A 25,372-nucleotide genomic window follows, 5' to 3' on the forward strand; every position below is an offset into this window, starting at 1 on the left:
TGCCACGCGCGCCGTGGCACGAATACAGAAACGATGACGCATGAACCACGTCCTGTTCAAAGACCACCGCACAACACATGCCGGCCTGCGGCGAAACCGCGGCCCCAACACCATGGTCGGACACACTCCGGCCCTGTGGATCTCCGCGCCCTTCACCGGCGACGGCCGCGGATTCTGGGCCAAATTGGAGGGTTACAACCCCGGCGGCATGAAAGACCGGCCCGCCATGCACATGGTGGAACGCGCCCGTAGCCGCGGCGACCTGAAGCCCGGCGCCAGGATCATCGAATCGACCAGCGGCACACTCGGACTCGGCCTGGCGTTCGCCGGAACCGTCTACCACCATCCGGTGACGTTGGTGACCGATCCGGGTCTTGAGCCGATCATCGCGCGCATGCTGACCGCCTACGGCGCCGACATCGAGCCGGTCACCAGGCCACACCCTACGGGTGGATGGCAGCAGGCCCGCCGCGACAGGGTCGCCGAGCTGCTCGCGGCACACCCGGGCTCGTGGTATCCCGATCAGTACAACAACCCCGACAACGTCGACGCATATCGCCCGCTGGCGCTCGAGCTCGCCGCGCAACTCGGCCGGATCGATGTGCTGGTCTGCTCGGTGGGCACCGGCGGTCATTCCGCCGGGGTGGCCCGCGTGTTGCGGGAATCCAACCCACGGCTCAAGTTGATCGGCGTCGACACGATCGGTTCGACGATCTTCGGCCAGCCGGCGGCCACGCGGATCATGCGCGGCCTCGGCTCGAGCATTTATCCCCGCAACGTCGACTATGCGGCGTTCGACGAAGTGCACTGGATCGCGCCTGCCGAGGCGGTGTGGGCATGCCGAACCCTCGCGTCGACCTACTACGCGAGCGGTGGCTGGAGTGTCGGCGCGGTCAGCGTGGTCGCCGGCTGGGCCGCGCGAAACCACCCGGCCGACACCACGATCGCCGCGGTCTTCCCGGATGGCCCGCAACGTTATTTCGACACCGTCTACAACGACGACTACTGCCGCGAACACGGCCTGCTGGACGGTCCGCCGCCGCGGGAGCCCGAGGTGATCGACCGGCCGGGTGACCGGGTGGTCGGATCGTGGACGCGATGCACGACGGTCGTGGATCCCATGGCGGTGCCGCGATGACCGGTCTGATCACCCAGTTCCGCAGCTTCGACCTGCCCAGCCGGTTGTTGATGGTCAACCAGTTCGGCATCAACCTCGGCTTCTACATGCTGATGCCTTACCTGGCAGGCTACCTCGCCGGTCCGCTCGGGCTGGCCGCGTGGGCGGTGGGGCTGGTCCTGGGCGTGCGTAACTTCTCCCAGCAGGGCATGTTCATCGTCGGGGGAACCTTGGCCGACCGGCTGGGGTACAAGCCGCTGATCGTGGCCGGCTGCCTGCTGCGCACCGGTGGATTCGGCCTGCTCGTGGTGGCCGACACGCTACCGGCGATGCTGATCGCGTCAGCGGCAACCGGATTCGCCGGCGCGCTGTTCAATCCGGCGGTGCGGGCCTACCTCGCGGCCGACGCAGGCGAGCGCCGCCTGCAGGCATTCGCCACGTTCAATGTCTTCTATCAAGCCGGCATCCTGCTCGGCCCTTTGGTCGGAATGGCACTGCTGGCGTTCGATTTCCGCGCGACAGCCGGTGTGGCTGCCGGGGTTTTCGCGATCCTTACGGTGGCACAGTTGTTCGCGTTGCCGGGGCACCGGGCCGAACCTGTGGTTGAGCGCAGCTCGGTCCTGCAGGATTGGCGCAGTGTCGTGGCGAACCGATCCTTCCTGCTGTTCGCCGTCGCGATGATCGGGTCGTACGTGTTGTCCTTCCAGGTGTACCTCGCGTTGCCGTTGCAGGCCGCGGTGCTGTGGCCCGGATCCGAATCCGGCCTCGTCGCAGCGCTCTTCGTGGTGTCGGGTCTGGTCGCGGTGGCAGGGCAGTTGCGTATCACGCGATGGTTCTCGGCCCGCTGGGGGCGTGGCCGCAGCCTCGTGGTCGGGTTGTTGCTGCTGGCCGTGGCATTCGTGCCCCTGGCGGTGGTGCCCGATGCGGGGCGGTTCGGTTCACCCGTGGCCGTGGCGGCGCTGATCCTCGCCGCCGCGCTGCTGGCGCTCGGTTCGGCGGCGGTGTTCCCGTTCGAGATGGACACGGTCGTGGCGCTTTCGGGTGACCGTCTGGTCGCCACGCATTACGGCTTCTACAACACGATCGTCGGCGTCGGAATCCTGCTCGGCAACGTGGCGACCGGAACCGTCATCGGCGCCGCCCGTGCGGCCGGTTTGGCCGAGCTGGTGTGGCTCGGCCTGATGGGAGTCGGCGTGGCTTCTGCCCTGGCGCTGTACGCGCTCGACCGTGGGCGACACCTGGACGCTCGACTCGCGGCGAGACTCTAACCGGCGGAAGGGAATTCGGCCGCCAAGGACTTCTTGTCGATCTTCTCACCGGCCAGTGTGGGCAGCGGCGTGGTACGGATGAGCCAACGAGTGGGGATGGCGAAGGACGACAACAGGCCGGACAGATGGTGGCGCAACACATCCTCGGTGGGCGGCGTGTCGCCGTCCCGGTAGACGACGACGGCCGCGAGCTCCTCCCCGAGGTCGGGATGTGGCAGCCCGATCGCCGCCGCTTCGACCACCGCGGGATGTGTCGTCAGCGCGGCTTCGACGTGCGGGCAGGCGATGTTCTCGCCGCCCCGTATCACGATGTCCTTGCGTCGACCGTCGATGTAGAGATAGCCGTCTGCGTCGAGATGGCCGAGATCGCCGGTGTGCAGCCAACCTTCGGCGTCGATGATGGGTTCGGATCCGCCCACGTAGCCGCGCATGACGGTGGGGGAGCGGGCCAGCACCTCACCTGTCCCGGTCTCGTCAGGCGCGTCGATCCGCAGCTCGACGACCGGGTACGGCCTGCCGACCGTTCCGGGCCGGTCCAGGAGATCGCGCCCGTCGGCGACCGTGAGAAACCCGCCGGCCTCGGTCATACCCCACGTGTTGCTCAGGCCGCGTCGGCGCAGGTTGGGCAGCTTGACCCGGATCCGATCCAGGAGCTCTGGTGACACCGGGGCGCCGCCCAGCGGCCACGAGCGCAGGCTCGTCAGATCGAAGCGATCGAAGTCCGGGTGCTCCAGCAGGCGTACGGCCATGGTCGGGACCGCGCCCCAGATCTGGATTTTCTCGGCTTCGATCAGCCGCAGGATCTGCCCGGGGTCAAAGCGGCCCTGCCCCAACACGATCCGGCCGCCGGTGTGGAAGTGCGTGACGAGGCTCGACAGCCCGCCGATGTGGAACATCGGCGTGGTGGCCAGGCTGACCACCTGTGGGGCGTCGGCTGGAATCAGATCCGGAAAGCGATTGGTACGGCCCAGAATGTTCTGCTGGTTGCAGATCACCGAACGACCACTCAGTTCAACGGCTTTCGGCATGCCCGAGCTGCCGGACGTGAACAGGATGAGGGCGGGGTCGTCGGGATCGGGCTGCGGTCCCGGTTCCGGTTCCTGTTCGGTGGGATTGTCGATGGCCGCCGCGAGGTCGCTCAGCGCGCTCGTCGGCGCGGTGAACACAGACCCGCTGTCGGTCAGCACGTGGCGTGGTTGCAACAGCGTCACGGCGTGCTCGATCTCCGCGGCGCCCCACCACCGGTTACCGAGCACGGGGATCGCGCCGGTGAGCCACAGCGCCCACAGCGAGACAACCCATTCGGGGCTGTTGAAGCCGAACAGCAGTACTCGGTCGCCGGGCCGGACGCCCAGGCCCGTCAAGTACTCGGCGGCAGGCCCGAGTGCCCGGCGAAACCCGCTGTAGGTGATTCGCCGGGCACCGTGCACCAAGAACGTGCGATCGGTGAAATGAGCAGTGGCGCCGATCAACTCGGCCGGTGAGCCCGGTGCGCCGCGGTAGCGCAAGCCGGGATGCCCGGCATAGCCGTCGCTCTCGACGCCGGTGTCCCAGGCGGACGTCGTCACTGAACCGGGATGGTCAATCCCTCGGAAGGCTGGACGATCACGAAGCCGTTGCCATGGAATGCCACCTGCAGTGCTTCGCCCGAGCCGCGCCCGATCAGCGCGCCTGCCTTGAAGCTGGTCTTCAGCTGGGTCTGCAGGTGCGACGACCATGCCACCACGGCGTTGGTGTCGGCGAACGTGGGCGCCTCGCCGGCGTTGAGCACCACCGGGGGACCGTCGGTGGTCAGCGCGACCCAGCCGCTGCCGCGCAACGTCGTGTTGAACAGACCACCCGTTGCGATACTGCCGCCCTTGACGCGCTCGATGTTCCAGTCGAGGCTCGACGAGAACGCGAGGACGTTCTTGCCGCTGATCGACAGGCCTGAGTTGGTCAAGTGCAGCAGGTGTACGTAATTGGCCTGATCGGCGAGGAACACGTCGCCCTGCCCCTGGCAGCGCATGAGCGGCAGACCTTCGCCGGTGAGGGCTTTCTTGAGGAACTTGCTCGCGCCGCCACCTTCGAACGCGAAGTCGACGTTGCCCTGGTAGGCCACCATCGAGCCCTGGCGGGCCATGAAGGGCTCACCGAGGCGGACCCGCAGCATCCGGTCGTTCTGGTTCGCGATCGCGGCCGACTCTTTCTCGCTGAACCGGCCGTCGATGAGATCGCCGGTGATCCCGGCGAATCCGTCGCCGCCCTGCGGCTGCGGCTGGGCCTGATGCTGGGCCTGGTGCTGAGGTTGGTGCTGAGGCTGCTCGGGTGCGGCCGGCGACGCGGGCGCGCCGCTTCCCGGCGGGGGCCCGCCCAGCGGCGCCCGGCCGACCTGGCCTTGGTGTGACACCTGGTCGGTCCAGGCCTGCCCGTCCCACCAGCGGTACTCGTAGCGGCCTTCGGGATCCGGCAGCCAGCTACCAGGGCGGGGACCGTTCACGGATTCACTCCTTGGGTTGGGGTACGACGGGACCGGAATCGACACTAGGCCACCGGCGCCGGTGCGAACACCCTTCATCCGTGCCCAGGGCGTGCCGAACGCTGGCATTCTGGTGGCATGGCAAAGGAAATCGACCCGATCCGTGCTCAAGGCGCGCTCGCGGTCTTCAAGCAGCACCCCGGCATGGTGCTGTTCGCCGCTTCACCGGTGCTCGTCGCACTGGGCGTGGTGTGGTGGGTGTTCGGTGCGGGCTGGGCGGGCCTGCTGCTGGTGGCCCTCATCCTGGCCGGCGGCGCAGCGCTGTTGATGAAGCGAGGCTGACCGGACACCATCGTGTTCGCTCATGGCGAACGTCACCCTACCAGCGGTGTAACGGTGTAATCATGTAATCATGAAGCGTCAACATCATCGCCACGACGCGGGCGAAGCGGCGGAGTGGTTTGCCGGACGCCTGCCCGAAAATTGGTTCGCCGGCGATCCCACCGTGATCGTCGACCGTGAAGAGATCACCGTCATCGGCCGCCTACCCGAGCCTGCCGACGGTGAAAGCGAGGCCCGCGCCTCTGGGCGGGCCGCCCGATTCCGTGAAGAGACCCGCGGTGAACGGATGCGCATCGCCGACGAGGCACAGGACCGGTTCGGCCGCAAGGTCTCCTGGGGTGTCGAGGTCGGGACGCCGCCGGAACGAATCCTGTTCACCCACATCGCCGTTCCGGTGATGACGCGGTTACGGCAGCCTGAACGCCAGGTGCTCGACACCCTGGTCGACGCCGGTGTGGCACGGTCGCGGTCCGACGCGCTGGCCTGGTCTGTGCGACTGGTCGGCGAACACACCGAAGAGTGGCTGGCCAAGCTGCGCGAGGCGATGAAGACCGTCGACGACCTGCGTGCCGAAGGGCCGGAAGTCTAAACGCGCTCGACGCCGACGTAGACCGATCCGAGCGTGGAGGTCTGCGACAGCGGATCCACCGACGTGCCGTCGGCGAGCACGTTGCGGTTCACCCCGTAGGACTGCGGTGCACCGCAGTACGGATCGAAAACCCTTGAACCCCAGCCATGGTCGATCACCACGACGCCTCGGCGCGGGCGGTCGCTGATCGCCACGGTCAGCTCGACCGCCCCGACGGCGGAAAACACCCGCACCCGGTCGCCGCCGGACACACCCAGATCGGCGGCGTCGTCGGGATGGATCAGGACGTCGTTTCCCTTACCGGCCGGGTGCAGTCCCGGCAGTTCGTTGAGCCAGGAGTTCATCGAGTGCCGGTGGCGACGGTTGCCCAGTTGGTACGGGTAACCCGACGGCGCGGACGGCCGTGGCGCTGCCAGTAATTCGCGGGCACGCGCGACGAATTCCTCGGGGGCGGCGTGGACTTTCTTGTCCGCGGTCCGGAGTGCGGCGCGGAAATGGCCGAACTCGCGCGGCCCGAGGACGAGGCCGTGCGGGTTGGCCATCAGCTCGCGCCACGTGAGTTTGTGGCCGTTGACCTTTCGCGATGTCGCGACGATGATCCGGTCGATCCACCTGGGCCCGAATTCCAGGCCCGGCCTTCCGGTCAACCGCGCCAGCCGCCGGCTGGCCCGGATGAACGTGTTGAGACCTTTCACGCCGAACAACGGCCGGCGCATCGCCAACGCGAGATCGGTGAAAACACGCCATTCCTCGCGGACTTCGGCAGGTGGTTCGACGACCTTGGCGCCGTATTGCACGTACGGTTCGTCGTGCATGCTGCTGGTGAACGCCAGCAGGTCGTCGCGTTCCAGCCAATGGGCGGCGGGCAGCAGCCAGTGGGCGTGGCGGTGGCTTTCGCGCTGGACGAGGTCGATGGCCACCAACAGGTCGAGTTGCGCGAGCGCCTTGTCGAGCCGGGCGCCGTCGGGTCCCGAGATCACCGGATTGCCGCAGTTGAGCACCAGGGCGCGGATCTGCCCGCGGCCCGGAGTGGTGATCTCGTCGGGCAATTCGGCGAGCGCATGGGCCCCGGCGACCAGTTCGCGTCCGGCCACCCGGCTGCGGTGCGGCTTGCCGCCCGCCAGGCTCGCGAGCCGTAACGTGTCGACATATCCGGGCTCGAACCGGCGTCCACCCGGCCGGTCCATCCGGCCCGTGATGACGTTGAGCACGTGCCCCAGCCATTCCGCGACCGTCCCCGCGGCGTGCAGCGATATCCCGGTGCGCGTGATCGCCATCGCGGCGGGCGCCGCGGCGAACTCCCTTGCCACCCGCTCGATCACGTCGCGAGCGACATCGCAACGCGCCGAGAGGTCGTCGAGGTCGGCCTCGCCCGCCAACGCACGCAGCGCATCCATCCCCGTCACCAACTCCGCGCAGTCCGCGCGGTGCTCGAGCCCTCCGTCGAGGATCACCTTCACCATCCCCAGCAGCAGCGCCCAGTCCTGGCCCGGCCGCACCGCGATGTGCAGATCGGCCTTGTCGGCCGTCTCGGTGCGGACCGGGTCGACCACGACGATGCGTGCGCCCCCTTGCTGTCGCGCGAGCGCGCGGCGCCAGCCGCCCGGCACCGACTCCACCCAATTCCACGCGCTGACCGCGGGATTGGCACCGACCAGTAGGAAGTAATCACAGTTGTCGACGTCGGACACCGGGACCATGAGTTGCGAGCCGTACATCGCCTGCGCCACCACGTGCAGCGCATTCTGGTCGACCGACCCGACCGCGTAACGGTTGCGGGTGCCGATGGCGTCCAGCCAACCGTTCATGAACACCAGATTCGACGCCGAGTAGCCCGCGGGATTGCCGTAGTACGCGCCGACCGCGTCCGGACCGCCCGCCGCGATGATCGCGTTCATCCGGTCGGCGATGTCGCGGAGCGCATCGTCCCAGCCGGCCTCGACGTAGGTGTCGCCGACCCGGCGCATCGGGCGCAGGATGCGCCGCGGATGCTCGACGACCTGAGCCGCGGTGCGACCCTTGGCGCAGAAGTCGTGCCAACTGTGCGGGTTGAGCTTGTCGGCCGAGATCTTGTGCACCCGGTTGTCCTCGACCGTCACCTCCAGGCCGCACGACGCCAGGCAGTACCGGCAGAACGTGTGCACGGTCCGGGGCGTCATTACACCGACACTACGGTTTGTAACGGCTCGTGGGTGCTATATCTGCGTCATTTCCCAGTATCGGCCGTGCCGCTCCATCAGTTCCTCGTGGCTCCCGCGTTCGACGATCTTCCCGGCGACCATCACGAGGATCAGATCGGCGTCGCGGATCGTCGAAAGCCGGTGAGCGATGATGAAACTCGTGCGGTCGCGGCGCAACTCGGTCATCGCATGCTGGATCAACAGCTCGGTGCGGGTGTCGACCGAGCTGGTCGCCTCGTCGAGCACCAACAGGCGGGGCCGGGCCAGGATCGCCCGGGCGATCGTGATCAGCTGCTTCTCGCCGGCGCTGATGCTGCCACCGTCGTCGTCCACGCGCGTCTCGTACCCGTTGGGCAATGTGTGCACGAACCGGTCCACGTAGGCCGCCTTCGCGGCTTCGATGACCTCGTCCTCGGTGGCATCCGGCCGGCCGTAGGCGATGTTGTCGTAGATCGTCCCGCCGAACAGCCAAGTGTCCTGCAGCACCATGCCGATCGAGGAGCGCAGCGATTGGCGGCTGACGGTGGAGATGTCGACGCCGTCGACCAGGATGCGCCCGGAATCGACCTCGTAGAAGCGCATCAGCAGATTGACGAGGGTCGTCTTGCCCGCGCCGGTGGGCCCGACGATCGCCACGGTGCTGCCCGGTTCGGCCACCAGCGACAGATCCTCGATCACCGGGGTGTTCGGCAGGTAACTGAAGCTGACGCGTTCGAATTCGACTCTTCCCGTGCGATTGTCGAGTTCGGCTGGGTCGTCGGGGGTCTGCTCGTCGGCGTCGAGCAGGTCGAAAACCCGTTCCGCACTGGCTATCCCGGACTGCAGCGTGTTGTACATCCCGGCAACCTGGGACAGTGGCTGGTTGAACTGGCGGACGTACTGGATGAACGCCTGGATGCTGCCCAGCGTGATCTGTCCGGTGGCCACCTGCAATCCGCCCACGACTGCGACCGCGACGTAGCTCAGGTTGCCGATGAACATCGTCGCCGGGCCCACCAGACCGGAGAAGAACTGCGCGCCGAAACTGGACTGATAGACCTCGTCGTTGAGCTCGGCGAACCGCTGCTGTGCGGCCGCGCGGTGACCGAAGGTCTTCACGATCGTGAAGCCGCTGTAGGTCTCCTCGACGTGGGCGGCCAGCCGGCCGGTGTTGCGCCACTGCGCGACGAACAGTCGTTGCGAACGCCGGGTGATCCATCTGGTCACCCACAGCGACAGCGGCACCGTGACCACGGCGAGCAGGGCCAGCAGCGGCGAGATGGTCAGCATCATGACCAGCACCGCAAACACCGTCAGCACCGCGGTCAGCAGCTGGCTGATCGTCATCGACACCGACGTCTGGATGTTGTCGACGTCGTTGGTGATACGGCTGAGCACTTCACCGCGCTGGCGGGAGTCGAAGTAGGACAACGGCAGTCGGTGCACCTTGTCCTCGACCTCGGCCCGCAGCGCCACCATGGTGCGTTGGACCGTGACGTTGAGCAGGCGGGCCTGCAACCACACCAAGAGTGCGGCAAGCAGATACAGGCCGAGCGCGAGGGCCAGCGTGCGCGCCACCGCACCGAAGTCGACGCCCTGCCCCGGCACCACGTTCATGCCGGACAACAGGTCGGCGAACGTGGAGTCGCCCCGTGCCCGCGCCGCATCGATCGCCTGTTCTTTGGTGAGCCCCGCGGGCAGTTCGCGCCCGATGACGCCGTTGAACAACAGGTCGGTGGCGTGCCCGAGGATTCTCGGGCCGATGACGCCGATCGCGATACCGGCCACACCGAGCAGGATCACCGTGATCGCCAGCGCACGTTGCGGCAGCAGCCGTTTGACCAGTCGCAGTGCCGAACCCTTGAAATCGCGCGTGCGTTCGGGCGGGGCCTGCGGCAGGGCGCCGCGCCGCAGCATCGGGCCCGTCATCGGTGATCTCCGGCGGCGATCGACTGTGATTCGGCGAACTCGGCGTAGGTGGGGCAGTCGGCCAGCAGGCTGTCGTGGGTTCCGATGCCGACGACGCGTCCGTCCTCGACGACGATCACCTGGTCGGCCTCGACGACGGTCGAGATCCGCTGCGACACGATGACCTTGGTCGCGTCGGCTGACACGTCACGCAGCGCAGCCCGCACCTGCGCGTCGGTGTGGACGTCGAGCGCGGAGAACGCATCGTCGAACAGATAGATCGCCGGCCGGCGGATCACGGCCCGCGCGATCGCGAGTCGTTGGCGTTGTCCTCCGGAGAAGTTGTTGCCGCCCTGCGCCACCGGCATGTCGAGGCCGAGGGCGTGGGCACGGACGAAGTCGTCGGCCGCGGCGACCCGCAGCGCCTCCCACATGTCGTCCTCGGTGGCGTCGGCCTTCCCATACCGCAGGTTTTCGGCGACCGTGCCCGAGAACAGATATCCACGTTGGGGTACCAGGCCGATGGCCGACCACAACTGTTCGATGTCGAGATCGCGCACGTCGGTCCCGTCGACCCGGACGGTGCCGGATGTGACGTCGTACTGCCGGCAGATCAGCGCCAGCAGCGTCGACTTGCCCGAACCGGTTGAGCCGACCACCGCGGTCGTGGTGCCGCGCGGCACGGTGAACGAAACATCTTGCAGCACCGGGCGGTCGGCGCCGGGATAGCTGAAGGTCGCGCCGTCGAGCGTGATGTCACCCGCGATGGCGGGCAGGCGCACGGGTTGCGGCGGACTCGCGATCTCGGCCCGCGTCGTCAACACCTGCGTGATGCGGTCCGCGCACACCGACGCGCGCGGGAACATCACCAACATGAAGGTCGCCATCAGCACGGCCATGAGGATCTGCATGAAGTAGGCCAGAAATGCGATGAGCGATCCGACCTGCATGTGACCGGCGTCGATGCGCAGACCGCCGAACCAGATCAGGGCGACGCTCGAGATGTTGATGACCAGCGTCGTGACCGGCAGCATGAGCGCCTGCCACCGGCCGGCGTCGAGCGCGGTGTCCGACAGTGCCTGGTTGGCCTCGGCGAACCGCTGCCGTTCGAGCGGTTCACGCGCGAAGGCCCGGATCACCCGGATGCCCGACAGCTGATCGCGCATGACGCGATTGATGCCGTCGATGAGGCGCTGCATGCGGCGGAAGATCGGCATCAGATGGCGAATGATCCAATAGTTGGCCAGCGCGAGCACGGGCACACTGACCAGCAGCAGCCAGGACAGCCCGGCGTCCTGGTGCAAGGCCATGAAGATGCCGCCGATCGACATGATCGGCGCGGTGATCAGCATCGTGCACGTCAACTGCAGCAGCTGTTGCACCTGCCCGACGTCATTGGTGGTGCGGGTGAGCAGCGACGGCGCGCCGAACCTCGCAGTCTCGGCCGCCGAGAACGTCGTGACGTGGTTGAAGATCGCCGACCGCAGATCGCGGCCGAAGCTCATCGCGGCCCGCGACCCGAAATAGACGGCCCCCACGGCGCACACCACCTGCAGTGCGGTGACGGCCAGCATCACGCCGCCGAGTTCGACGATCCGACCGGTGTCTCCTTTGGCCACGCCGTCGTCGATGATCGCGGCGTTGACCGTCGGCAGGTACAGCGAGGCCAGGGTGCTGATCACCTGCAGCGTGGCAACCACGGCCAGCAGCCGCCGGTACGGCCGCACGTACTGTCGCAGCAGCGCCCAGAGCATCCCGCTACTGTCGCACACCAGACTGTGTCGGCTCATGTTCGGCCGCTGACGTGTCGGAAGGGCTGAAAGTCCAGGTCAGTCGGCATGTCGGTGGTTGGGCTGTCACGCTGCCGCTACAGTGCATGGCGTGACTGTCAGCACGGCCGCCATCGCACGCACGCGCGGCGCCAGAACCCTGGCGGTGTTGGCCACCGCAATGGTTCCGGTGTTCGCTGCGTGCTCCACTGACGAGCCCGCTTCCCCGGAGGTACCGCAGACCGGGGCGCCGGCCGCGGCCGACGCCAAGCACGGCCCGTTCTTCCCGCAATGCGGGGGTGTGACCGATCAGACCGTGTCGGAGCTGACCCAGGTTCAGGGGCTCGTCAACACCGCGACCAACTCGTCGGGCTGCCAGTGGCTGCAGGGCGGCAGCATCCTGGGCCCGCACTTCTCGTTCACGTGGTTCCGCGGCAGCCCGATCGGCCGCGAACGCAAGACCGAGGAACTGTCGCGCACCAGCGTGGAAGACATCAACATCGAAGGGCACAGCGGCTTCATCGCAACCGGCGAAGACCCGTTGGGCAGGCCCGGCGACATCAACCTGTGTGAGATCGGCATCCAGTTCGACGACGATTTCATCGAATGGTCGATCAGCTTCAACCAGAAGCCGTATCCCGATCCGTGCGAGGTGGCCAAGGAGCTCACCCGTCAGTCGATTGTGAATTCGAAATGAGCTCGCAGAACAAGGTGGGGCGGGGGATCGCGACCGTTGCCGCGGCGCTGGCGGTGTTTGCCGGCTTGACCGGTTGTACGCGCACGGTCGACGGCACCGCGGCCAGAGAAGGTACGGGCGGCGGACCGAGCAACAACAACTCGGAGAAGCAATACCCGAACCTGCTCAAAGAGTGCGACGTGCTGACCGACGACATCCTCGCCGAGACGGTCGGTGCCGACCCGCTCGACATCCAGAGCACATTCGTCGGCGCGGTGTGCCGCTGGCAGGCCGCCAATCCGGCGGGCCTCGTGGACATCACCCGGTTCTGGTACGAGCAGGGCAGCCTCGACAACGAACGTCAGACCGCGCAGCAGCTTCAGTACCAGATCGAGCAGCGCCGCGTGCAGGGCGTCGAGTCCATCGTGATGAAGCCCAACGGGCTCAACGGGGCATGCGGTGTGGCCAGCGATGCCGCCGGTGTCGTCGGCTGGTGGGTCAACCCGCAGGCGCCGGGCATCGACGCGTGCTCGATGGCGATCAAGCTCATGGAGCTCACGCTCGCCACCAACGCCTAGCTGCTAGCGCGGCACGTGGAAGGTGACCAACTCGGCGCCGCCGAGCGTCAGGTCCTCCCACGTCCCCGACGGGCGCAGCACGGCGATCGCCGACGTCGGGAACTTCAGCGAAATGTTCTCGGCCGCCGCGGTATTCGTCCCATCGGACAGGCCGAGCGCCACTGCCGACATCGCCGGCTCATGACCGATCACCAACACCGTGGCCGGCTCGGTGCCGAAATGTGATCGCACGGCGTTGATCTCGCCGATGACCGTGCCGGGTGTCGCGTCGTAGAGGCGTTCGACGTACTCCACCGGTGCGTCGATCCCGGTGCGGGCCAGCGTCTCGCGGGTCCGGGTCGCAGTCGAGCACAGCACCGCGTCGACCTTCGGAGCGTTCGCGCGGATCCAGTCACCGGCCAGCGCACCTTCCCGCACCCCGCGCGGCGCCAGCGGACGGTCGTGGTCGACGACCCCATCGGGATAGTCCGATTTGGCGTGACGCAGGAGCAGCAGGGTGCGGGTGGTCATGAGGTAACGGTAACTACCAGCCGCGTTGGGCGAGGCGGCGTGGGGTGGGGATGTCGTCGACGTTGATGCCGACCATGGCTTGGCCGAGGTTGCGGGAGACTTTGGCGAGGACGTCGGGGTCGTCGTGGAAGGTGGTGGCTTTGACGATGGCGGCGGCGCGTTGGGCGGGGTCGCCGGATTTGAAGATGCCTGAGCCGACGAAGACGCCTTCGGCGCCGAGTTGCATCATCATGGCGGCGTCGGCGGGGGTGGCGATGCCGCCGGCGGTGAACAGGGTGACGGGTAGTTTGCCGGCGCGGGCGACCTCGGCGACGAGTTCGTAGGGGGCTTGGAGTTCTTTGGCGGCGACGTAGAGTTCGTCGTCGCGCAGGGTGGTGAGTCGGCGGATTTCGGCGCCGATGTGGCGCATGTGGGTGGTGGCGTTGGAGATGTCGCCGGTGCCGGCTTCGCCTTTGGAGCGGATCATCGCCGCGCCTTCGGTGATGCGGCGTAGTGCTTCACCGAGGGTGGTGGCTCCGCAGACGAAGGGGGCGGTGAAGTGCCATTTGTCGATGTGGTGGGTGTAGTCGGCGGGGGTGAGGACTTCGGATTCGTCGATGTAGTCGATGCCGAGGCTTTGCAGGATTTGGGCTTCGACGAAGTGTCCGATGCGGGCTTTGGCCATCACGGGGATGGTGACGGCGTCGATGATGGCTTCGATCATGTCGGGGTCGGACATGCGTGCGACGCCGCCTTGGGCGCGGATGTCGGCGGGGACGCGTTCGAGGGCCATGACCGCCACGGCGCCGGCGCCTTCGGCGATGCGGGCTTGTTCGGGGGTGACGACGTCCATGATCACGCCGCCCTTGAGCATCTCGGCCATACCCCGCTTCACCCGCGCGGTACCGGTCTGGTCAGTGTTCATACCGCATCAGGCTCCAGGTTGCGTGCTTGGTGGGAGGGGCCGGCTTCGACGTGCTGGCCGAGGGTTCCGGGCCGATGGCGCAGCCGGAAGTGATAGAGAAGCAGACCGCCCACCGTCACCGCGAGGAGGAACAGAATCCCCGACCACGCGTAATACCAGTGGAACGGCGGCTCGGGGTTGTACACCTCGCGGCGGGGCCACAGCAGGTTGATCGCCATGGCGATACCCCACGCGATCGCGATCACGTTGATCGCCGTACCCCAGCGCCCCAATGAATAGTCTTGCGGGCCGGCGTCTTTGCCCGGCCATCCGCCACGGATACGTTGCCGCAGCATCGGAATGGTGACGAGCAGATAGGCGCAGTAGATGAGCGCCACGCCGACGCTGGCCAGCATCAGGTAGATCTGTGGCTGGGTCAGCATGACCACGAGGATGAGTATCGCCATCACGCCGACCGCGATCGAGGCGTTGGTGGGCGTCCGCCGCGTCGGATGCACATAAGCGAGCTTGGCCGCCATCGGTGTTCGGTTGTCGCGGGCCATCGCGAACACCATGCGGATCGCCGCGGCCTCGAGTGCGATGACACACACCGTGATCGCCACCGCCACCGAGATCAGGAACAGCTTGCCGAGCGTGCCGCCGAGCACGGACAACACGACGTACTGCAACCCGCCGGACGATGAGCCGAGCGCAGGGTCGGAAAGATCTGGGGCGGAAAGGATCCCGAACAGCAGGATGAGGCCGCCCAGAATGAACGATGCGGTGACGGCACGGATGATGGCCCGCGGCGCGGTTCGCTTCGGGTCCTTGGTCTCCTCGCCCAGGGTGCTGGCCGTGTCGAAGCCGTACATCACCCAAGCCGATGCGATGGCCGCGATGAGAAAGACGCCGAAGTAGCCGAACGAATGGTCCGATCCCAAACCGTGGGTGTTCAACAGCTCACCGGGTCCGCGCACGACATGGAGGGCCAGGATGATGATCAACAGCACGGCGGCGACGAGCTCGACGAACACGCCGATGCTGTTGATCAGCGTCGCAAGTCGTACGCCGAACGCGTTGACCATGGTGGTGACCGCGATCAGGATCCCGGCGAGCAGCACTCCGTTCAGCGCGAAGTCATGCGGGCCGGTGCCGTCGCCGATGATCTGGAAACCCGACCAGATCTGGGGCAGGGTGACCTGATACGTGAGCGCGACGGCGGACACCGTGACGATCGAGGACACTGCCATCAGCCAGCCCGCGAGCCACGCGGATGTCGGGCCGGACAGCTTCTTCGCCCAGTTGTACACCGAGCCCGCCACCGGATACCGGCTGGCGAGTTCGGCGAAACACAACGCCACCATGATCTGACCGGCGAACACCATCGGCCATGACCACGCGTAGGCCGGACCGCCGGTGGCGAATCCGAAGTAGAAGAGCCCGAACACACCGGTGAGCACCGAGATGTAGCTGACACCCGCCGCGAAACTCGCGAACTGACCGATACTGCGTTGCAGCGTCTGGGTGTAGCCGTAGGCGTCACCCCCGTCATTGATCTCAGATTGTGCTGTCATCACAAATCCTCACGGAATCGATGGCCTCGATCTCCCAGTCCCGGATGGCCTGTGGCGTATCGAGTTCCATCGGGTCGGAGCTGAACTGCGGTATGAGCCCGGCGAGTTCCTCGACGATGGCCAACACACAGAACGGCACGTGGTCGACGCTGTAGCCGCCTTCCTGCACGGCGATCAGTCTGCCCTCGCAGACATCGTTCGCGACGTCGGCCAGGCGGCGGGTCATGCCGCGGAACCCTTCGGTCGTCACACTCATCCTGCCGAGCGGATCCGCCGCCGACGGGTCTTGACCGGCCGAGATGAGGATCAGGTCGGGTGCGAAAGAGCGCAGGGCCGGCACGACGATTCGGTCGACGGCGGCCAGATACCCCGCATCGCCCATGCCCGCGGGCAGCGGGATGTTGACCGTCGTACCGGAGCCCGCGCCGCGGCCCCTGTCCTGAACCAGCCCTCGGCCGGGCGGGTAGAGCCCGTCCTGGTGCAGTGAGAGGTAGAGCACCGAAGGGTCTTCGTAGAATACGTCCTCGGTTCCGTTGCCGTGGTGGACATCCCAGTCCACGATCGCGACCCGGCCGAGGCCGTGGCGGCGCTGGGCGTGGCGCGCGGCGATCGCCACGTTGTTGAACAGGCAGAACCCCATGGCGGTATCGGACGACGCGTGGTGGCCGGGCGGGCGGGCCAGCACATAGGCGTTGCGTTCGACCCCGTCGAGCACCCAGTCCACCGCGGCGACCGAGCCGCCGGCCGACAGCAGCGCCGGTTCCCAACTACCGCGGCCGGCCCGCGCCTCCGGGCCGACGAAAACCGTTGCCTCCGAATCGCATGCGGCACGGACGCGGTCGATGTGCGCGCGGGTGTGCACCAGAGCGAGATCGTCGACAGCGGCCTCCCGCAGCGGGAACCAGTCCAGCTCGCGGGCCACGCCCGACGCTTCGAGCACCGTCACCGCTCGCGCCAACCGTTGCGGGTTCTCGGCGTGGGTCACCCGGAGCCAGGATGCGGCCCGCTCATCGAGGATCATCGAGCCGTTGTCGTGGGCCAGGCACCGCTCGTCGTACCAGAAACCGGTTGCCATGTCGTCGCCTACCAGTTCACCAGGTCGGTGGTGGTGAGCAGTTCGTTGCCGTTCTCCCAGACGATGAAGTTCTGCTCGACGCCCGCGCTGCCGACATCCGACCAGTGCAGGAAGGTCTCGGTGCTGTAGGTCTGTCCCTCGTGGAAGACCGGGTCCGGACCGGTCGGGTTGGCCGCCGCGGCGGTCAGCCACGGATCCTCCCAGAACAGGCCGACGCCGTGCCCGTAGATCGGCCACATCTTGCCCGGCTGATCCTCTTCGGTGTCCATCGAGGCCCGCAACTCGTTGCCCAGCGCCGCGATCTCGGAGAACTTCCGGCCCGGCCGGATCTCGTTCATCAACGTGGTGATGATGTGGTTGGCATTATCGATCAGCTGCCGCTGCCGTGCTGTACCGCGGCCGCCCACGATCACCGTACGTCCGGGGTCGGACCAGTAGCCCTGGAAGGCGGGGCCGTAAATCCACATGCGCACCATGTCGCCCTTCTCCAGCATGACGTTCGGGGAGAACCCGAGGATCGGGTCGCCACAATGCTGGAACATCGTCGGCCCACTGGACACCGGCACCATGTGCGGCACCCCGCCGTGCCGCATGAGCTCGGCGGCGCCCAGTGCGGCGACCTCGGCCTGGGTGACACCGCCCTTGGTGGCGGCATGCACCATGACGTCCATCGCGGCGGTCACCTTCACGCCGATCTCGCGGTAGCAGTCCAGTTCTCGTGGGCTCTTGTGCTTGCGCACTTCCCGGACCAGGTCGTCGGCCTCGACGAACTCCACCCCGGGAAGCTCGGCCTCCAGCAGTCGCGCGTACTTGACCGGCAGGAAGTCGGTTCCGACCATCGCGATGCGCGAGATCGGTTTACTGCGAATGAGTTTGGCGACACCCTCGATCAGCTGCGGCTCCCACGTGACGTTGCTGGCCGGCAGCGGCAGCAGGTCGGCGGGGAAGTCGGGTTCATCGACGATCATCTCGGGCAGGTCCTGGCCGCCGAGCAGCATGGCCGAGAAGCTCACACCCATCCACTCGCTGCTGTCGTACTCGTGACCCGACTGGCTGGAGTAGTAGTTCGACAGGTAGAGAATGTCGTTGCAGCGCTCGAACGTTCCGCCGCTGCGGCCCCAGATCAGCGCCCAATCGAAGCCGCGCTGCCGCATGGCGTCCAGCACGGTGTTCCAACGGCTTTCGTATTCGTCATAGGGGAAGTACATCGTGGTCTCCTTTGGTTACCGGGGGGCTGGGTAGAGTTCGGCGATCGCCTCGGTGAGGATTTCCTTGTGTCGTTCGACGTCCTCGGCGACGTTCGCCGGTGACATCAGCGTCATGTTGTGGAACGGGGTCAACAGCACGCCACGGTTGAGCATGTAGAGGTGGATGAGCTGGTCGAGTTCGAAATCCCCGGCGTTGGCGGCCTGCGTGCCGTTGCGGGCGCGTTCGGCGCTGAACAGATACTCGACGCGGCAGCCGAGCCGCGTGACGTGCCACGGCAGGTCGTTGGACTCGATGAGGTCGTTGACGTCCTGTTCCAGCCGGACCGCCAGATCGGTCATGCCGACGAACGCCTGCTCGGTCAGCACGTTCGCGAGTGTTGCGCGAATAGCCGCCAGGGACAATGCATTACCTGCCAGGGTTCCGCCGACCCCACTGACGTCGGCATCTTCCACCGACACCTGGTGTTCGATCCGTTCGGCGATCTCGGCGGTGAAACCGTAAGCCGCTGAAGGCACGCCGCTTCCGATCGATTTGCCGATCGTGACGAAGTCGGGCTGTAGACCGTGTGCCTTGGTGTAACCACCGGGGCCCGCGCAGATCGTATGGGTCTCGTCGATTACCAGAAGCGCACCGTACCGGCGGGTGAGCTCGCGCAGTGCATCGTGAAAGCCGGGTTCCGGCAGCACGATTCCGATGTTCGTCAGCGCGGGCTCGGCCAGCACACAGGCCACGTCGCCCTCGGCGAGTGCCCGCTCGAGCGCGGCGATGTCGTTGAACTCCACCACCTGTGTGGTCTCGCTCGGGGGTACGGCCGGGCCGATGTTGCCACGTCGTGGGTGGATTGTGCCTGCCACGAGGGTGGCGAGGGATTCGTCGACGCTGCCGTGGTAGCAATGGTTGAACACCAGCACTTTTCGGCGTCCGGTGATCATCCGCGCGAGCCGCAGCACGAAACGGTTCGCGTCGGTGGCCGTGAGGGCGAATTGCCAGAACGGCACCCCGAATCGGCGGGTCATCTCCTCACCGACCCAGATCGCATCCTCGGTCGGCAGCATGAAGGTGATGCCGTCGGCAGCGCGGTCGGCGATGGCGCCGACCGAACCGGCAGGTGCGTGCCCGGCCATCGCGCCCGTGTCGCCATAGCAGAAGTCGATGTACGCATTGCCGTCCACGTCGACCAGGCGGGCGCCGCGGGCACTGGCGATGAACGGCGGGAAGCCGCCGGGCCATTTCGTCATCCAGTTCATCGGCACGCCGCCGAGCAGTGAGCGCCGTGCGCGCTGCACGAGCTCGAACGACTTCGGCCGGTCGTGCGCGAACCGTTCCTCTTCGCGCTGCCGGATGGCGCGGATCTGGTCGCGGTCGGCCGTACGTGTTTGCCGGGGCAAGGTGGCTTCGGCCGTGCGGGCGTGGTCGAGCATGGTCCTCCGTCGGTGGGGTTGGGTGAGAGCCGGTCACGAGCCCTGAGCTGTGGTGGGCCCTGCCGTGCGTACGCATCGATCATGTGCGCCGGACCGCAGCCGGAGCCATACGCCAACTGTCTGGTTTCGGGCCGATGGTTTTGACAGGTTGTCGGCAGCCCCTCGACGTGTGCCCGAGGCCGGACTCGCGGTTCCGGCGCGCCCGTCGGACGACGATCTAGCTGGTGCGCTCCTGAGTGACCCGACGGACTGTCACAACAGTCGGGCTTTCGTCTTGACAGGTTCGGGGCACTTCCCACAGATTCAGTGGGATGAGCGACCATCTCGGTGTCACCGTCTGGACGGTGTTGCACCTGCCCGCGCTACAGCGCGGCGCGCCGGAGATCCTGGCCGGTGACGACCCGGCGCTCGACCGCCCGGTGCGGTGGGTGCACGCCGGGGAAGTGCCCAACATCGCCAGCCTGCTGAAGGGCCGGGAATTGTTGCTGACGACGGGTATGGGCATGGATCGGACGCCCGCCGGTCTGCGCGAGTTCGTCGACGATCTGGCCAACCGGGATGTCGCTGGTCTGGCGATCGAATTGGGCCGGGTTTTCGACAGCCTTCCGCCCGAGCTGATCGATCAGGCGCAGCGCCGCAACCTGCCCCTGATCGCGCTGCACCGTGAGCTGCCGTTCGTCGAGGTCACCGAGGCGGCCCATCAGGAGATCATGAGCCATCAGCTTCGACTCATGGAGCAGGGCAACGAATTCCACCGCCGATTCACCGAACTCATGCTGAACGGTGCCGGGGTGGCGCAAATCCTCGAGGCGCTGTCGGAGGCCATCGGCAACCCCGTGGTGCTGGAAAATGCTCGTACGGGCGCAATTTCGCATGTGAGTTACTGCAGCAGCGACTCCATCGTGTTGGCATCGTGGGAGTCGTTCCGGCGCGGGGCCCATATCGAGTTCGAGACCATCAGGCGGACCATCCCGATGGGTACGGGCGAGACCTGGGGCACGCTGACCGCGATGGGTCTGGATTCCCCGCTCGCCGAACTCGATGCGGTGGCCACCGACCGGGCCGTCGGACTGCTCGCCCTGGCGTTGCGGCAGCAGCAGGCCGAGACCGTCCTCGCGCTCCGCGAGCGCGGCGACTTCCTGGAACGGGTCATCACCAGGGACATCGACGATGCCGAGGCCAGTATTCGGCTGGCCGCCATGGGTTTTCCCCGCCGGATGGGCACCGTGCTCCCGATCGCGATCGCCCACGCGTCGTCGGCGAATCCGCTTGCCGGCGAAGAAGCGGCCTGGGCGCTGGTCTGGCGAGACGTCCGCAAGACTGTCGGTCAGCGCGGCCGGTCCATGGTGGTGGGCGCCCGCGGTGACGGCGGGCTGACTGTCGCCCTGGTGGCAGTCGACGAAAATACGTCCCGCACAGACGAAGCCGATTCGATCGCGGAGACCATCGAACGGTTCGCCAAGCAGCGTTTCGGGGCGCCGGGGCTCGCCGTCATCGCGGTGGGCCGCATCGCGCGCACGTGGAACCAGGTGCGCCACAGCCTGGCCGAGGCCCAGGACACCGCGTTGGCCGCCGCGCACGGCCCGAAGCGGCCGTGGCACGACGCGGCACGGGCCGATGTGGACCGATTGCTGTGGTCGATCCGCGACCATTCGGCGCTCAGGTCATTCGTCAGGACCAGCCTGGATCCGCTCATCGAGCACGATCAAGCGCACGGCACCCAGCTGGTGGCCACCCTGCGGGCTCTGTGCGACAACCCTGGTCAGAAGAGCGAGGCCGCCCGCAAGCTTCACGTCGAACGGCAGACGCTGTACTACCGGCTGGCCCGCATCGAGGCCCTGCTGGGGATGGACCTTTCGGACGGTTCGAACATCTTCGCTCTTCACCTGGCCCTGCGAGCCCGCGACTATGTGCGATCGGAGTCGGTCGAAGCCTCCGCCAGCTGACTGCCATCCGCCCACGCGCCGACGCAGGTCCCCGGACTTGTCGGGGCCCAGACCTACACTCGCCTTGCCTGATACAACGCACGGAGAGGACGGGCCCGCGATGCGATTTCTGCACACCGCCGACTGGCAGCTCGGTATGACCCGTCACTTTCTCAACGGTGAAGCGCAGCCCCGGTACTCGGCCGCGCGCCGCGACGCCGTCGCCGGCCTGGGTCAACTGGCGCGCCGGACCGACGCGGAGTTCGTGGTGGTGGCCGGTGACGTGTTCGAGCACAACCAGTTGGCGCCGCGTGAGGTCAGCCAGTCGCTGGAGGCCATGCGGGCCATCGGGGTCCCGGTCTACCTCCTGCCCGGCAACCACGATCCGCTCGACGCGTCGTCGGTCTACACCAGCGCGCTGTTCGTCGCCGAATGCCCGGACAACGTCGTCGTCCTCGATCGAGCAGGCGTACACGATGTGCGGCCCGGTCTGCAGATCGTCGCCGCGCCGTGGCGTTCGAAGGCTCCGACTACCGACCTGGTCGGTGACGTGCTGGCCGATCTGCCCGCCGACGGCGTCACGCGGGTGGTGGTCGGGCACGGCGGCGTCGACATCCTCGACCCCGGCAAGGACAAGCCGTCGTTGATCCGGCTGGCGCCGGTGGAGGCGGCCCTGGCCCGTGGTGCGGTGCACTATGTGGCCTTGGGGGACAAGCATTCTCGCATGAAGGTCGGCAGCAGCGGCCGGGTCTGGTACTCCGGTTCGCCCGAGGTGACCAACTACGACGACATCGAGTCCGATCCTGGGCATGTGCTCGTGGTCGACATCGACGAGGCGGATCCGCGTCGTGAGGTCCGCGTGAGCTCGGAACGGGTTGGCCGCTGGCGGTTCGTGACGCTGCGCCGCTCGGTCGACAACGACCGCGACGTCGCCGACCTCGACATCAACCTCGACCTGCTGGACGACAAGGAGCGCACCGTGGTGCGGCTTGCGCTGACGGGTTCGCTGACCGTCACCGACAAGGCCGCCCTCGACGCATGCCTGGACAAGTACTCCCGGTTGTTCGCGGCGCTCACGCTGTGGGAACGCCACACCGAGATCGCTGTTCTGCCTGCCGACGGGGAATTCGACGATCTCGGTATCGGCGGATTCGCGGCGGCGGCAGTCGACGAGCTGGTGGCCACGGCGCGCTCGGACGCCGACGACGCCGACGATGCGCGCGCAGCACTGGGCTTGTTGTTGCGGCTGGTCGACCGGGGGAGCGCGGCATGAAACTGCACCGGCTCGTCTTGACCAACTACCGCGGTATCACGCACCGCGAGATCGAGTTTCCCGATCACGGCGTGGTGGTGGTCAGTGGTGCCAACGAAATCGGCAAGTCGTCGATGATCGAGGCGCTCGATCTGCTGCTCGAGGCCAAGGACCGCTCGACCAAGAAGGACGTCAAGCAGGTCAAGCCGACCCATGCCGATGTCGGCGCCGAGGTCACCGCGGAAATCTCCACCGGCCCTTATCGTTTCGTGTACCGCAAGCGCTTCCACAAGCGTGCCGAGACACAGTTGACCGTGCTGGCTCCGGCGCGTGAACAGCTCAGCGGCGACGAGGCGCATGAGCGCGTGCTGGCCATGCTCGCCGAGACCGTGGACACCGATCTGTGGCAGGCGCAACGGGTGCTGCAGGCGTCGTCGACCGCGCCGGTCGATCTGTCGGGCTCCGATGCGCTGGCCCGCGCCCTGGACGTCGCGGCCGGTGAGGCGGTGACGCTGTCCGGTGACGAACCGCTCCTCGTCGAGCGCATCGAGGCCGAGTATTCGCGGTACTTCACCGCGACCGGCAGGCCAACGGGGGAGTGGGCCGCCGCGGTCAAACGACTGCAAGCTGCCGATGCCGAGGTGGCACGGTGCGCGGCCGCGGTCGCCGAGGTCGACGACGCGGTGCGCCGTCACCAGGAGCTCAGCACCGAGGTGACCGGACTGGCGCAGGAACGTGAGCAGGCGGTGGTGCGGTTGACGGCCGCGCGCACCGCAGCCGAGGCGGTCGCCGCACTGGTCCAACGGCTCAAAGAGGCCGAGGTCGTTGCCGACGCGGCACAGGTCGCCCACACCGCGTCGGTCGCCGCACTGACCGAGCGTCGCCGGCTCCGCGCTGACATAGACGAACGCACGGCGTCGATCGCCGCATTGGAGGCCGAACTCGTCACGGCCGGTTCGGATGCCGAGACCGCGCATGAGGTGCACGAGGCAGCCGAAACCGCGGTCGAGGAGGCGCAGGCCGCGGTGCACGCCCATGCGGACCGCGTCGATGCGGCTCGCGCGGCTGTACAACGGCTTTCCGACCGCGACGAGGCGGACCGGCTCGCAGCTCGCCTTGCCAAGATCGACGCCGCGGCAAGAGATTTCGAGTGGGTCGACGCCGAACTCGATCACATCACGATCGACGACACGGCGATGCGGGCCATCGAAGCGGCCGCCGCAGCGGTCGACCGGGCGGCCGGTCAGGCCGAACTTGCCTCGGCGCATATCGAACTCGTCGCCGAGGCCGACCTCGATGTTCGGGTGGGCGACACCGAGGTGGCCCTGCAGGGCGGGGTGGCGTGGTCGGTGGCCACCACCGCCCAGACCGAGGTCGACGTGCCTGGCGTACTGACCGTGCGGGTGCTGCCCGGCACGCCGGCGGCCGAAACGCGCGCCAAGCTCGACAAGGCGCAGGGTGTGTTGGCCGCCGCGCTGGCATCGGTGGGCGCCGAAAGTGTCGAAGGCGCACGTGAACTCGACACCCGCCGCCGCGAGCTGCTCGGAAGCCTGGACCGGTTGCGTGCCACGCTGGACGCGTTGACGGGCGATGACGACGTGGCGGCGCTGCGGTCACGGCTGGCCGTGCTGCGTGAGGACCAACCGGCTGAGGCCGGATTGTTCGAACTGGACGGGCCGGCCGACATCGCCTCGGCCCGAACCGAACTCGATGCTGCGGTGGCAGCGCACCGCCAAGCCGTCGCGGACTGCGAGACCAGCCGCAAGGTGGTCGCCGCCGCGGCCCGGCGGCTGACCGAGAAGAACACTCGGCTCAGTGTGCTGCGCGAGAAGCTGACTGCCGCGCGGGCCGAGTTGACGGTCTGCAGCGGCCGCCTTGAGGTGCAGCGAGCCACGACCACCGACGACGACCTGGCCGTCAAGGCCCAGGCCGACGACGAGCAGGCCAAAGCCACGGCGGGTCGGGTCGCCGCGCTACGCGACGAATTGTCCTGCACAGCACCGGATTCGGTGACCGCCGAGCTCGACGACGCCACGCGCAGTGCCGAGGTGCTCAAAATCCGGCACGAGGCGGCCCTCGAGGGCCTGCGGGACGTCACGGCACAGCTGAAGGTGTACGGAACTCAAGGACGCAAAGGGCTTCTCGACGCCGCAGAAACCGAACGCGAGCGCGCGAAATCCGAGTATTTGCAGGCTCATCGCCGGGCGCGCGCGGCTGAACTGTTGCGGTCGGTGATGGCTCGGCACCGTGACGCGACCCGCCAGCGCTATGCCGATCCGTTCCGGCTCGAGGTGCAGCGCCTGGGCCGCCTGGTGTTCGGCGAGGACTTCGAGGTCGACGTCGACAGCGATCTGCGCATCTGCACACGCACGGTGTCCGGTCGCACCGTGCCCTATGAATCTCTGTCGGGCGGTGCCAAAGAACAGCTCGCGATCGTTGCACGGCTGGCCGGTGCGTCACTGGTCGCCAAGGAGGACAGCGTGCCCGTCATCATCGACGATGCGCTCGGCTTCACCGACGCCGACCGGCTGACGAAGATGGGCGCGGTGTTCGACGCGGTGGGCGGTGACGGTCAGGTGATCGTTTTGACCTGCAGCCCTGAGCGTTACGCAAGCGTCGGCGGTGCCCACCACATCGAATTGATCGCCTAGCGGGGCCG

20 protein-coding genes are annotated in these 25,372 nt (G+C 67.3%); 9 read left to right on the plus strand and 11 right to left on the minus strand.

Annotated features, from left to right (window positions below; genetic code table 11):
• Positions 1 to 40 precede the first annotated feature (40 nt).
• Positions 41 to 1,138 carry a PLP-dependent cysteine synthase family protein gene (locus ACOI2T_RS09975; RefSeq protein WP_409503095.1) on the plus strand — a complete coding sequence of 366 codons (1,098 nt, stop codon included), beginning with the start codon at positions 41 to 43 and terminating at the stop codon, positions 1,136 to 1,138.
• Complete coding sequence (locus ACOI2T_RS09980) at positions 1,135 to 2,385, plus strand: MFS transporter (RefSeq protein ID WP_409503094.1); 1,251 nt, start codon at positions 1,135 to 1,137, stop codon at positions 2,383 to 2,385. Before ACOI2T_RS09975 ends, ACOI2T_RS09980 begins: the two co-directional genes overlap by 4 nt.
• On the opposite strand, the gene ACOI2T_RS09985 is transcribed toward ACOI2T_RS09980, so the two are convergent.
• Both ACOI2T_RS09985 and ACOI2T_RS09990 read right to left on the minus strand, forming a co-directional pair.
• Positions 2,382 to 3,953 carry a class I adenylate-forming enzyme family protein gene (locus ACOI2T_RS09985; RefSeq protein WP_409503093.1) on the minus strand — a complete coding sequence of 524 codons (1,572 nt, stop codon included), beginning with the start codon at positions 3,951 to 3,953 and terminating at the stop codon, positions 2,382 to 2,384. The two genes, ACOI2T_RS09980 and ACOI2T_RS09985, sit on opposite strands and share 4 nt — an antisense overlap.
• A complete protein-coding gene (locus tag ACOI2T_RS09990; RefSeq protein ID WP_409503092.1) occupies positions 3,950 to 4,864 on the minus strand; it encodes an AIM24 family protein in 915 nt (304 codons plus the stop codon). The genes ACOI2T_RS09985 and ACOI2T_RS09990 overlap by 4 nt, the downstream gene beginning before the upstream one ends.
• A 117-nt stretch (positions 4,865 to 4,981) precedes the next feature.
• Here ACOI2T_RS09990 and ACOI2T_RS09995 point away from each other — a divergent pair, with 117 nt between their 5' ends.
• Complete coding sequence (locus tag ACOI2T_RS09995; protein ID WP_067850974.1) at positions 4,982 to 5,185, plus strand: hypothetical protein; 204 nt, start codon at positions 4,982 to 4,984, stop codon at positions 5,183 to 5,185.
• Positions 5,186 to 5,255: 70 nt separating this feature from the next.
• Positions 5,256 to 5,774 (plus strand): ATP-binding transcription factor AbmR, encoded by a 519-nt coding sequence (locus ACOI2T_RS10000; protein WP_409503091.1) that lies wholly within the window; start codon positions 5,256 to 5,258, stop codon positions 5,772 to 5,774.
• On the opposite strand, the gene ACOI2T_RS10005 is transcribed toward ACOI2T_RS10000, so the two are convergent.
• The 3 genes from ACOI2T_RS10005 to ACOI2T_RS10015 are packed head-to-tail and all read right to left on the minus strand — an operon-like array spanning position 5,771 to position 11,595.
• A complete protein-coding gene (locus ACOI2T_RS10005; protein ID WP_409503090.1) occupies positions 5,771 to 7,933 on the minus strand; it encodes a molybdopterin-containing oxidoreductase family protein in 2,163 nt (720 codons plus the stop codon). The two genes, ACOI2T_RS10000 and ACOI2T_RS10005, sit on opposite strands and share 4 nt — an antisense overlap.
• Before the next feature lie 36 nt (positions 7,934 to 7,969).
• Positions 7,970 to 9,862 carry an ABC transporter ATP-binding protein gene (locus ACOI2T_RS10010; protein WP_409503089.1) on the minus strand — a complete coding sequence of 631 codons (1,893 nt, stop codon included), beginning with the start codon at positions 9,860 to 9,862 and terminating at the stop codon, positions 7,970 to 7,972.
• Positions 9,859 to 11,595, minus strand: coding sequence for an ABC transporter ATP-binding protein (locus ACOI2T_RS10015; protein ID WP_409503088.1), 1,737 nt, complete (start codon positions 11,593 to 11,595; stop codon positions 9,859 to 9,861). The genes ACOI2T_RS10010 and ACOI2T_RS10015 overlap by 4 nt, the downstream gene beginning before the upstream one ends.
• A gap of 118 nt (positions 11,596 to 11,713) precedes the next feature.
• Between ACOI2T_RS10015 and ACOI2T_RS10020 the strand changes: the two genes are divergently transcribed.
• Together ACOI2T_RS10020 and ACOI2T_RS10025 are read left to right on the plus strand one after the other, a co-directional pair.
• Positions 11,714 to 12,307, plus strand: a complete 594-nt coding sequence (locus ACOI2T_RS10020; protein WP_067850982.1) for a DUF3558 domain-containing protein — start codon at positions 11,714 to 11,716, stop codon at positions 12,305 to 12,307.
• Entirely contained in the window at positions 12,304 to 12,864 is a 561-nt protein-coding gene (locus ACOI2T_RS10025; RefSeq protein ID WP_409503087.1) for a DUF3558 domain-containing protein, read from the plus strand. Before ACOI2T_RS10020 ends, ACOI2T_RS10025 begins: the two co-directional genes overlap by 4 nt.
• A gap of 3 nt (positions 12,865 to 12,867) precedes the next feature.
• Here ACOI2T_RS10025 and ACOI2T_RS10030 read toward each other — a convergent pair whose 3' ends face one another.
• The 6 genes from ACOI2T_RS10030 to ACOI2T_RS10055 are packed head-to-tail and all read right to left on the minus strand — an operon-like array spanning position 12,868 to position 19,536.
• Positions 12,868 to 13,374 carry a SixA phosphatase family protein gene (locus tag ACOI2T_RS10030; protein WP_409503086.1) on the minus strand — a complete coding sequence of 169 codons (507 nt, stop codon included), beginning with the start codon at positions 13,372 to 13,374 and terminating at the stop codon, positions 12,868 to 12,870.
• Between the two features lie 13 nt (positions 13,375 to 13,387).
• A complete protein-coding gene (gene pdxS / locus ACOI2T_RS10035) occupies positions 13,388 to 14,278 on the minus strand; it encodes a pyridoxal 5'-phosphate synthase lyase subunit PdxS (protein ID WP_421876453.1) in 891 nt (296 codons plus the stop codon).
• A complete protein-coding gene (locus ACOI2T_RS10040) occupies positions 14,275 to 15,831 on the minus strand; it encodes an APC family permease (protein ID WP_409506524.1) in 1,557 nt (518 codons plus the stop codon). Before ACOI2T_RS10040 ends, pdxS begins: the two co-directional genes overlap by 4 nt.
• Positions 15,815 to 16,906, minus strand: a complete 1,092-nt coding sequence (locus ACOI2T_RS10045; protein WP_409506523.1) for a class II histone deacetylase — start codon at positions 16,904 to 16,906, stop codon at positions 15,815 to 15,817. Before ACOI2T_RS10045 ends, ACOI2T_RS10040 begins: the two co-directional genes overlap by 17 nt.
• Before the next feature lie 8 nt (positions 16,907 to 16,914).
• Positions 16,915 to 18,114: a M24 family metallopeptidase gene (locus tag ACOI2T_RS10050; RefSeq protein ID WP_409506522.1), complete on the minus strand. Its 1,200-nt coding sequence runs from the start codon at positions 18,112 to 18,114 to the stop codon at positions 16,915 to 16,917.
• A 15-nt stretch (positions 18,115 to 18,129) separates the two neighbouring features.
• Complete coding sequence (locus ACOI2T_RS10055) at positions 18,130 to 19,536, minus strand: aspartate aminotransferase family protein (RefSeq protein ID WP_409506521.1); 1,407 nt, start codon at positions 19,534 to 19,536, stop codon at positions 18,130 to 18,132.
• 311 nt (positions 19,537 to 19,847) lie between these two features.
• On the opposite strand from ACOI2T_RS10055, the gene ACOI2T_RS10060 reads away from it, so the two are divergent.
• From ACOI2T_RS10060 to ACOI2T_RS10070, 3 genes are all read left to right on the plus strand, one after another.
• On the plus strand, positions 19,848 to 21,482 hold the full coding sequence (locus ACOI2T_RS10060) for a PucR family transcriptional regulator (protein ID WP_409506520.1): 1,635 nt from the start codon (positions 19,848 to 19,850) through the stop codon (positions 21,480 to 21,482).
• Between the two features lie 100 nt (positions 21,483 to 21,582).
• On the plus strand, positions 21,583 to 22,734 hold the full coding sequence (locus ACOI2T_RS10065; protein ID WP_409506519.1) for a metallophosphoesterase family protein: 1,152 nt from the start codon (positions 21,583 to 21,585) through the stop codon (positions 22,732 to 22,734).
• Complete coding sequence (locus tag ACOI2T_RS10070) at positions 22,731 to 25,364, plus strand: AAA family ATPase (RefSeq protein WP_409506518.1); 2,634 nt, start codon at positions 22,731 to 22,733, stop codon at positions 25,362 to 25,364. Before ACOI2T_RS10065 ends, ACOI2T_RS10070 begins: the two co-directional genes overlap by 4 nt.
• Positions 25,365 to 25,372 lie beyond the last annotated feature (8 nt).

It is taken from the genome of Mycolicibacterium wolinskyi str. Jessa 2025 (assembly GCF_049241375.1).
In the GTDB taxonomy this organism is placed as follows: Bacteria; Actinomycetota; Actinomycetes; order Mycobacteriales; family Mycobacteriaceae; genus Mycobacterium; species Mycobacterium wolinskyi.

Excerpts from the sequence above, each read along its gene's own strand:
- pdxS (WP_421876453.1), bottom strand. The coding sequence starts at position 14,278 with ATGAACACTGACCAGACCGGTACCGCGCGGGTGAAGCGGGGTATGGCC.
- ACOI2T_RS10000 (WP_409503091.1), top strand. The coding sequence starts at position 5,256 with ATGAAGCGTCAACATCATCGCCACGACGCGGGCGAAGCGGCGGAGTGG.
- ACOI2T_RS10040 (WP_409506524.1), bottom strand. The coding sequence starts at position 15,831 with ATGACAGCACAATCTGAGATCAATGACGGGGGTGACGCCTACGGCTAC.
- ACOI2T_RS09995 (WP_067850974.1), top strand. The coding sequence starts at position 4,982 with ATGGCAAAGGAAATCGACCCGATCCGTGCTCAAGGCGCGCTCGCGGTC.
- ACOI2T_RS09980 (WP_409503094.1), top strand. The coding sequence starts at position 1,135 with ATGACCGGTCTGATCACCCAGTTCCGCAGCTTCGACCTGCCCAGCCGG.
- ACOI2T_RS10055 (WP_409506521.1), bottom strand. The coding sequence starts at position 19,536 with ATGCTCGACCACGCCCGCACGGCCGAAGCCACCTTGCCCCGGCAAACA.
- ACOI2T_RS10065 (WP_409506519.1), top strand. The coding sequence starts at position 21,583 with ATGCGATTTCTGCACACCGCCGACTGGCAGCTCGGTATGACCCGTCAC.
- ACOI2T_RS10045 (WP_409506523.1), bottom strand. The coding sequence starts at position 16,906 with ATGGCAACCGGTTTCTGGTACGACGAGCGGTGCCTGGCCCACGACAAC.
- ACOI2T_RS10025 (WP_409503087.1), top strand. The coding sequence starts at position 12,304 with ATGAGCTCGCAGAACAAGGTGGGGCGGGGGATCGCGACCGTTGCCGCG.
- ACOI2T_RS10050 (WP_409506522.1), bottom strand. The coding sequence starts at position 18,114 with ATGTACTTCCCCTATGACGAATACGAAAGCCGTTGGAACACCGTGCTG.
- ACOI2T_RS10070 (WP_409506518.1), top strand. The coding sequence starts at position 22,731 with ATGAAACTGCACCGGCTCGTCTTGACCAACTACCGCGGTATCACGCAC.
- ACOI2T_RS10005 (WP_409503090.1), bottom strand. The coding sequence starts at position 7,933 with ATGACGCCCCGGACCGTGCACACGTTCTGCCGGTACTGCCTGGCGTCG.
- ACOI2T_RS10010 (WP_409503089.1), bottom strand. The coding sequence starts at position 9,862 with ATGACGGGCCCGATGCTGCGGCGCGGCGCCCTGCCGCAGGCCCCGCCC.
- ACOI2T_RS10030 (WP_409503086.1), bottom strand. The coding sequence starts at position 13,374 with ATGACCACCCGCACCCTGCTGCTCCTGCGTCACGCCAAATCGGACTAT.
- ACOI2T_RS09975 (WP_409503095.1), top strand. The coding sequence starts at position 41 with ATGAACCACGTCCTGTTCAAAGACCACCGCACAACACATGCCGGCCTG.
- ACOI2T_RS10015 (WP_409503088.1), bottom strand. The coding sequence starts at position 11,595 with ATGCTCTGGGCGCTGCTGCGACAGTACGTGCGGCCGTACCGGCGGCTG.
- ACOI2T_RS10060 (WP_409506520.1), top strand. The coding sequence starts at position 19,848 with ATGAGCGACCATCTCGGTGTCACCGTCTGGACGGTGTTGCACCTGCCC.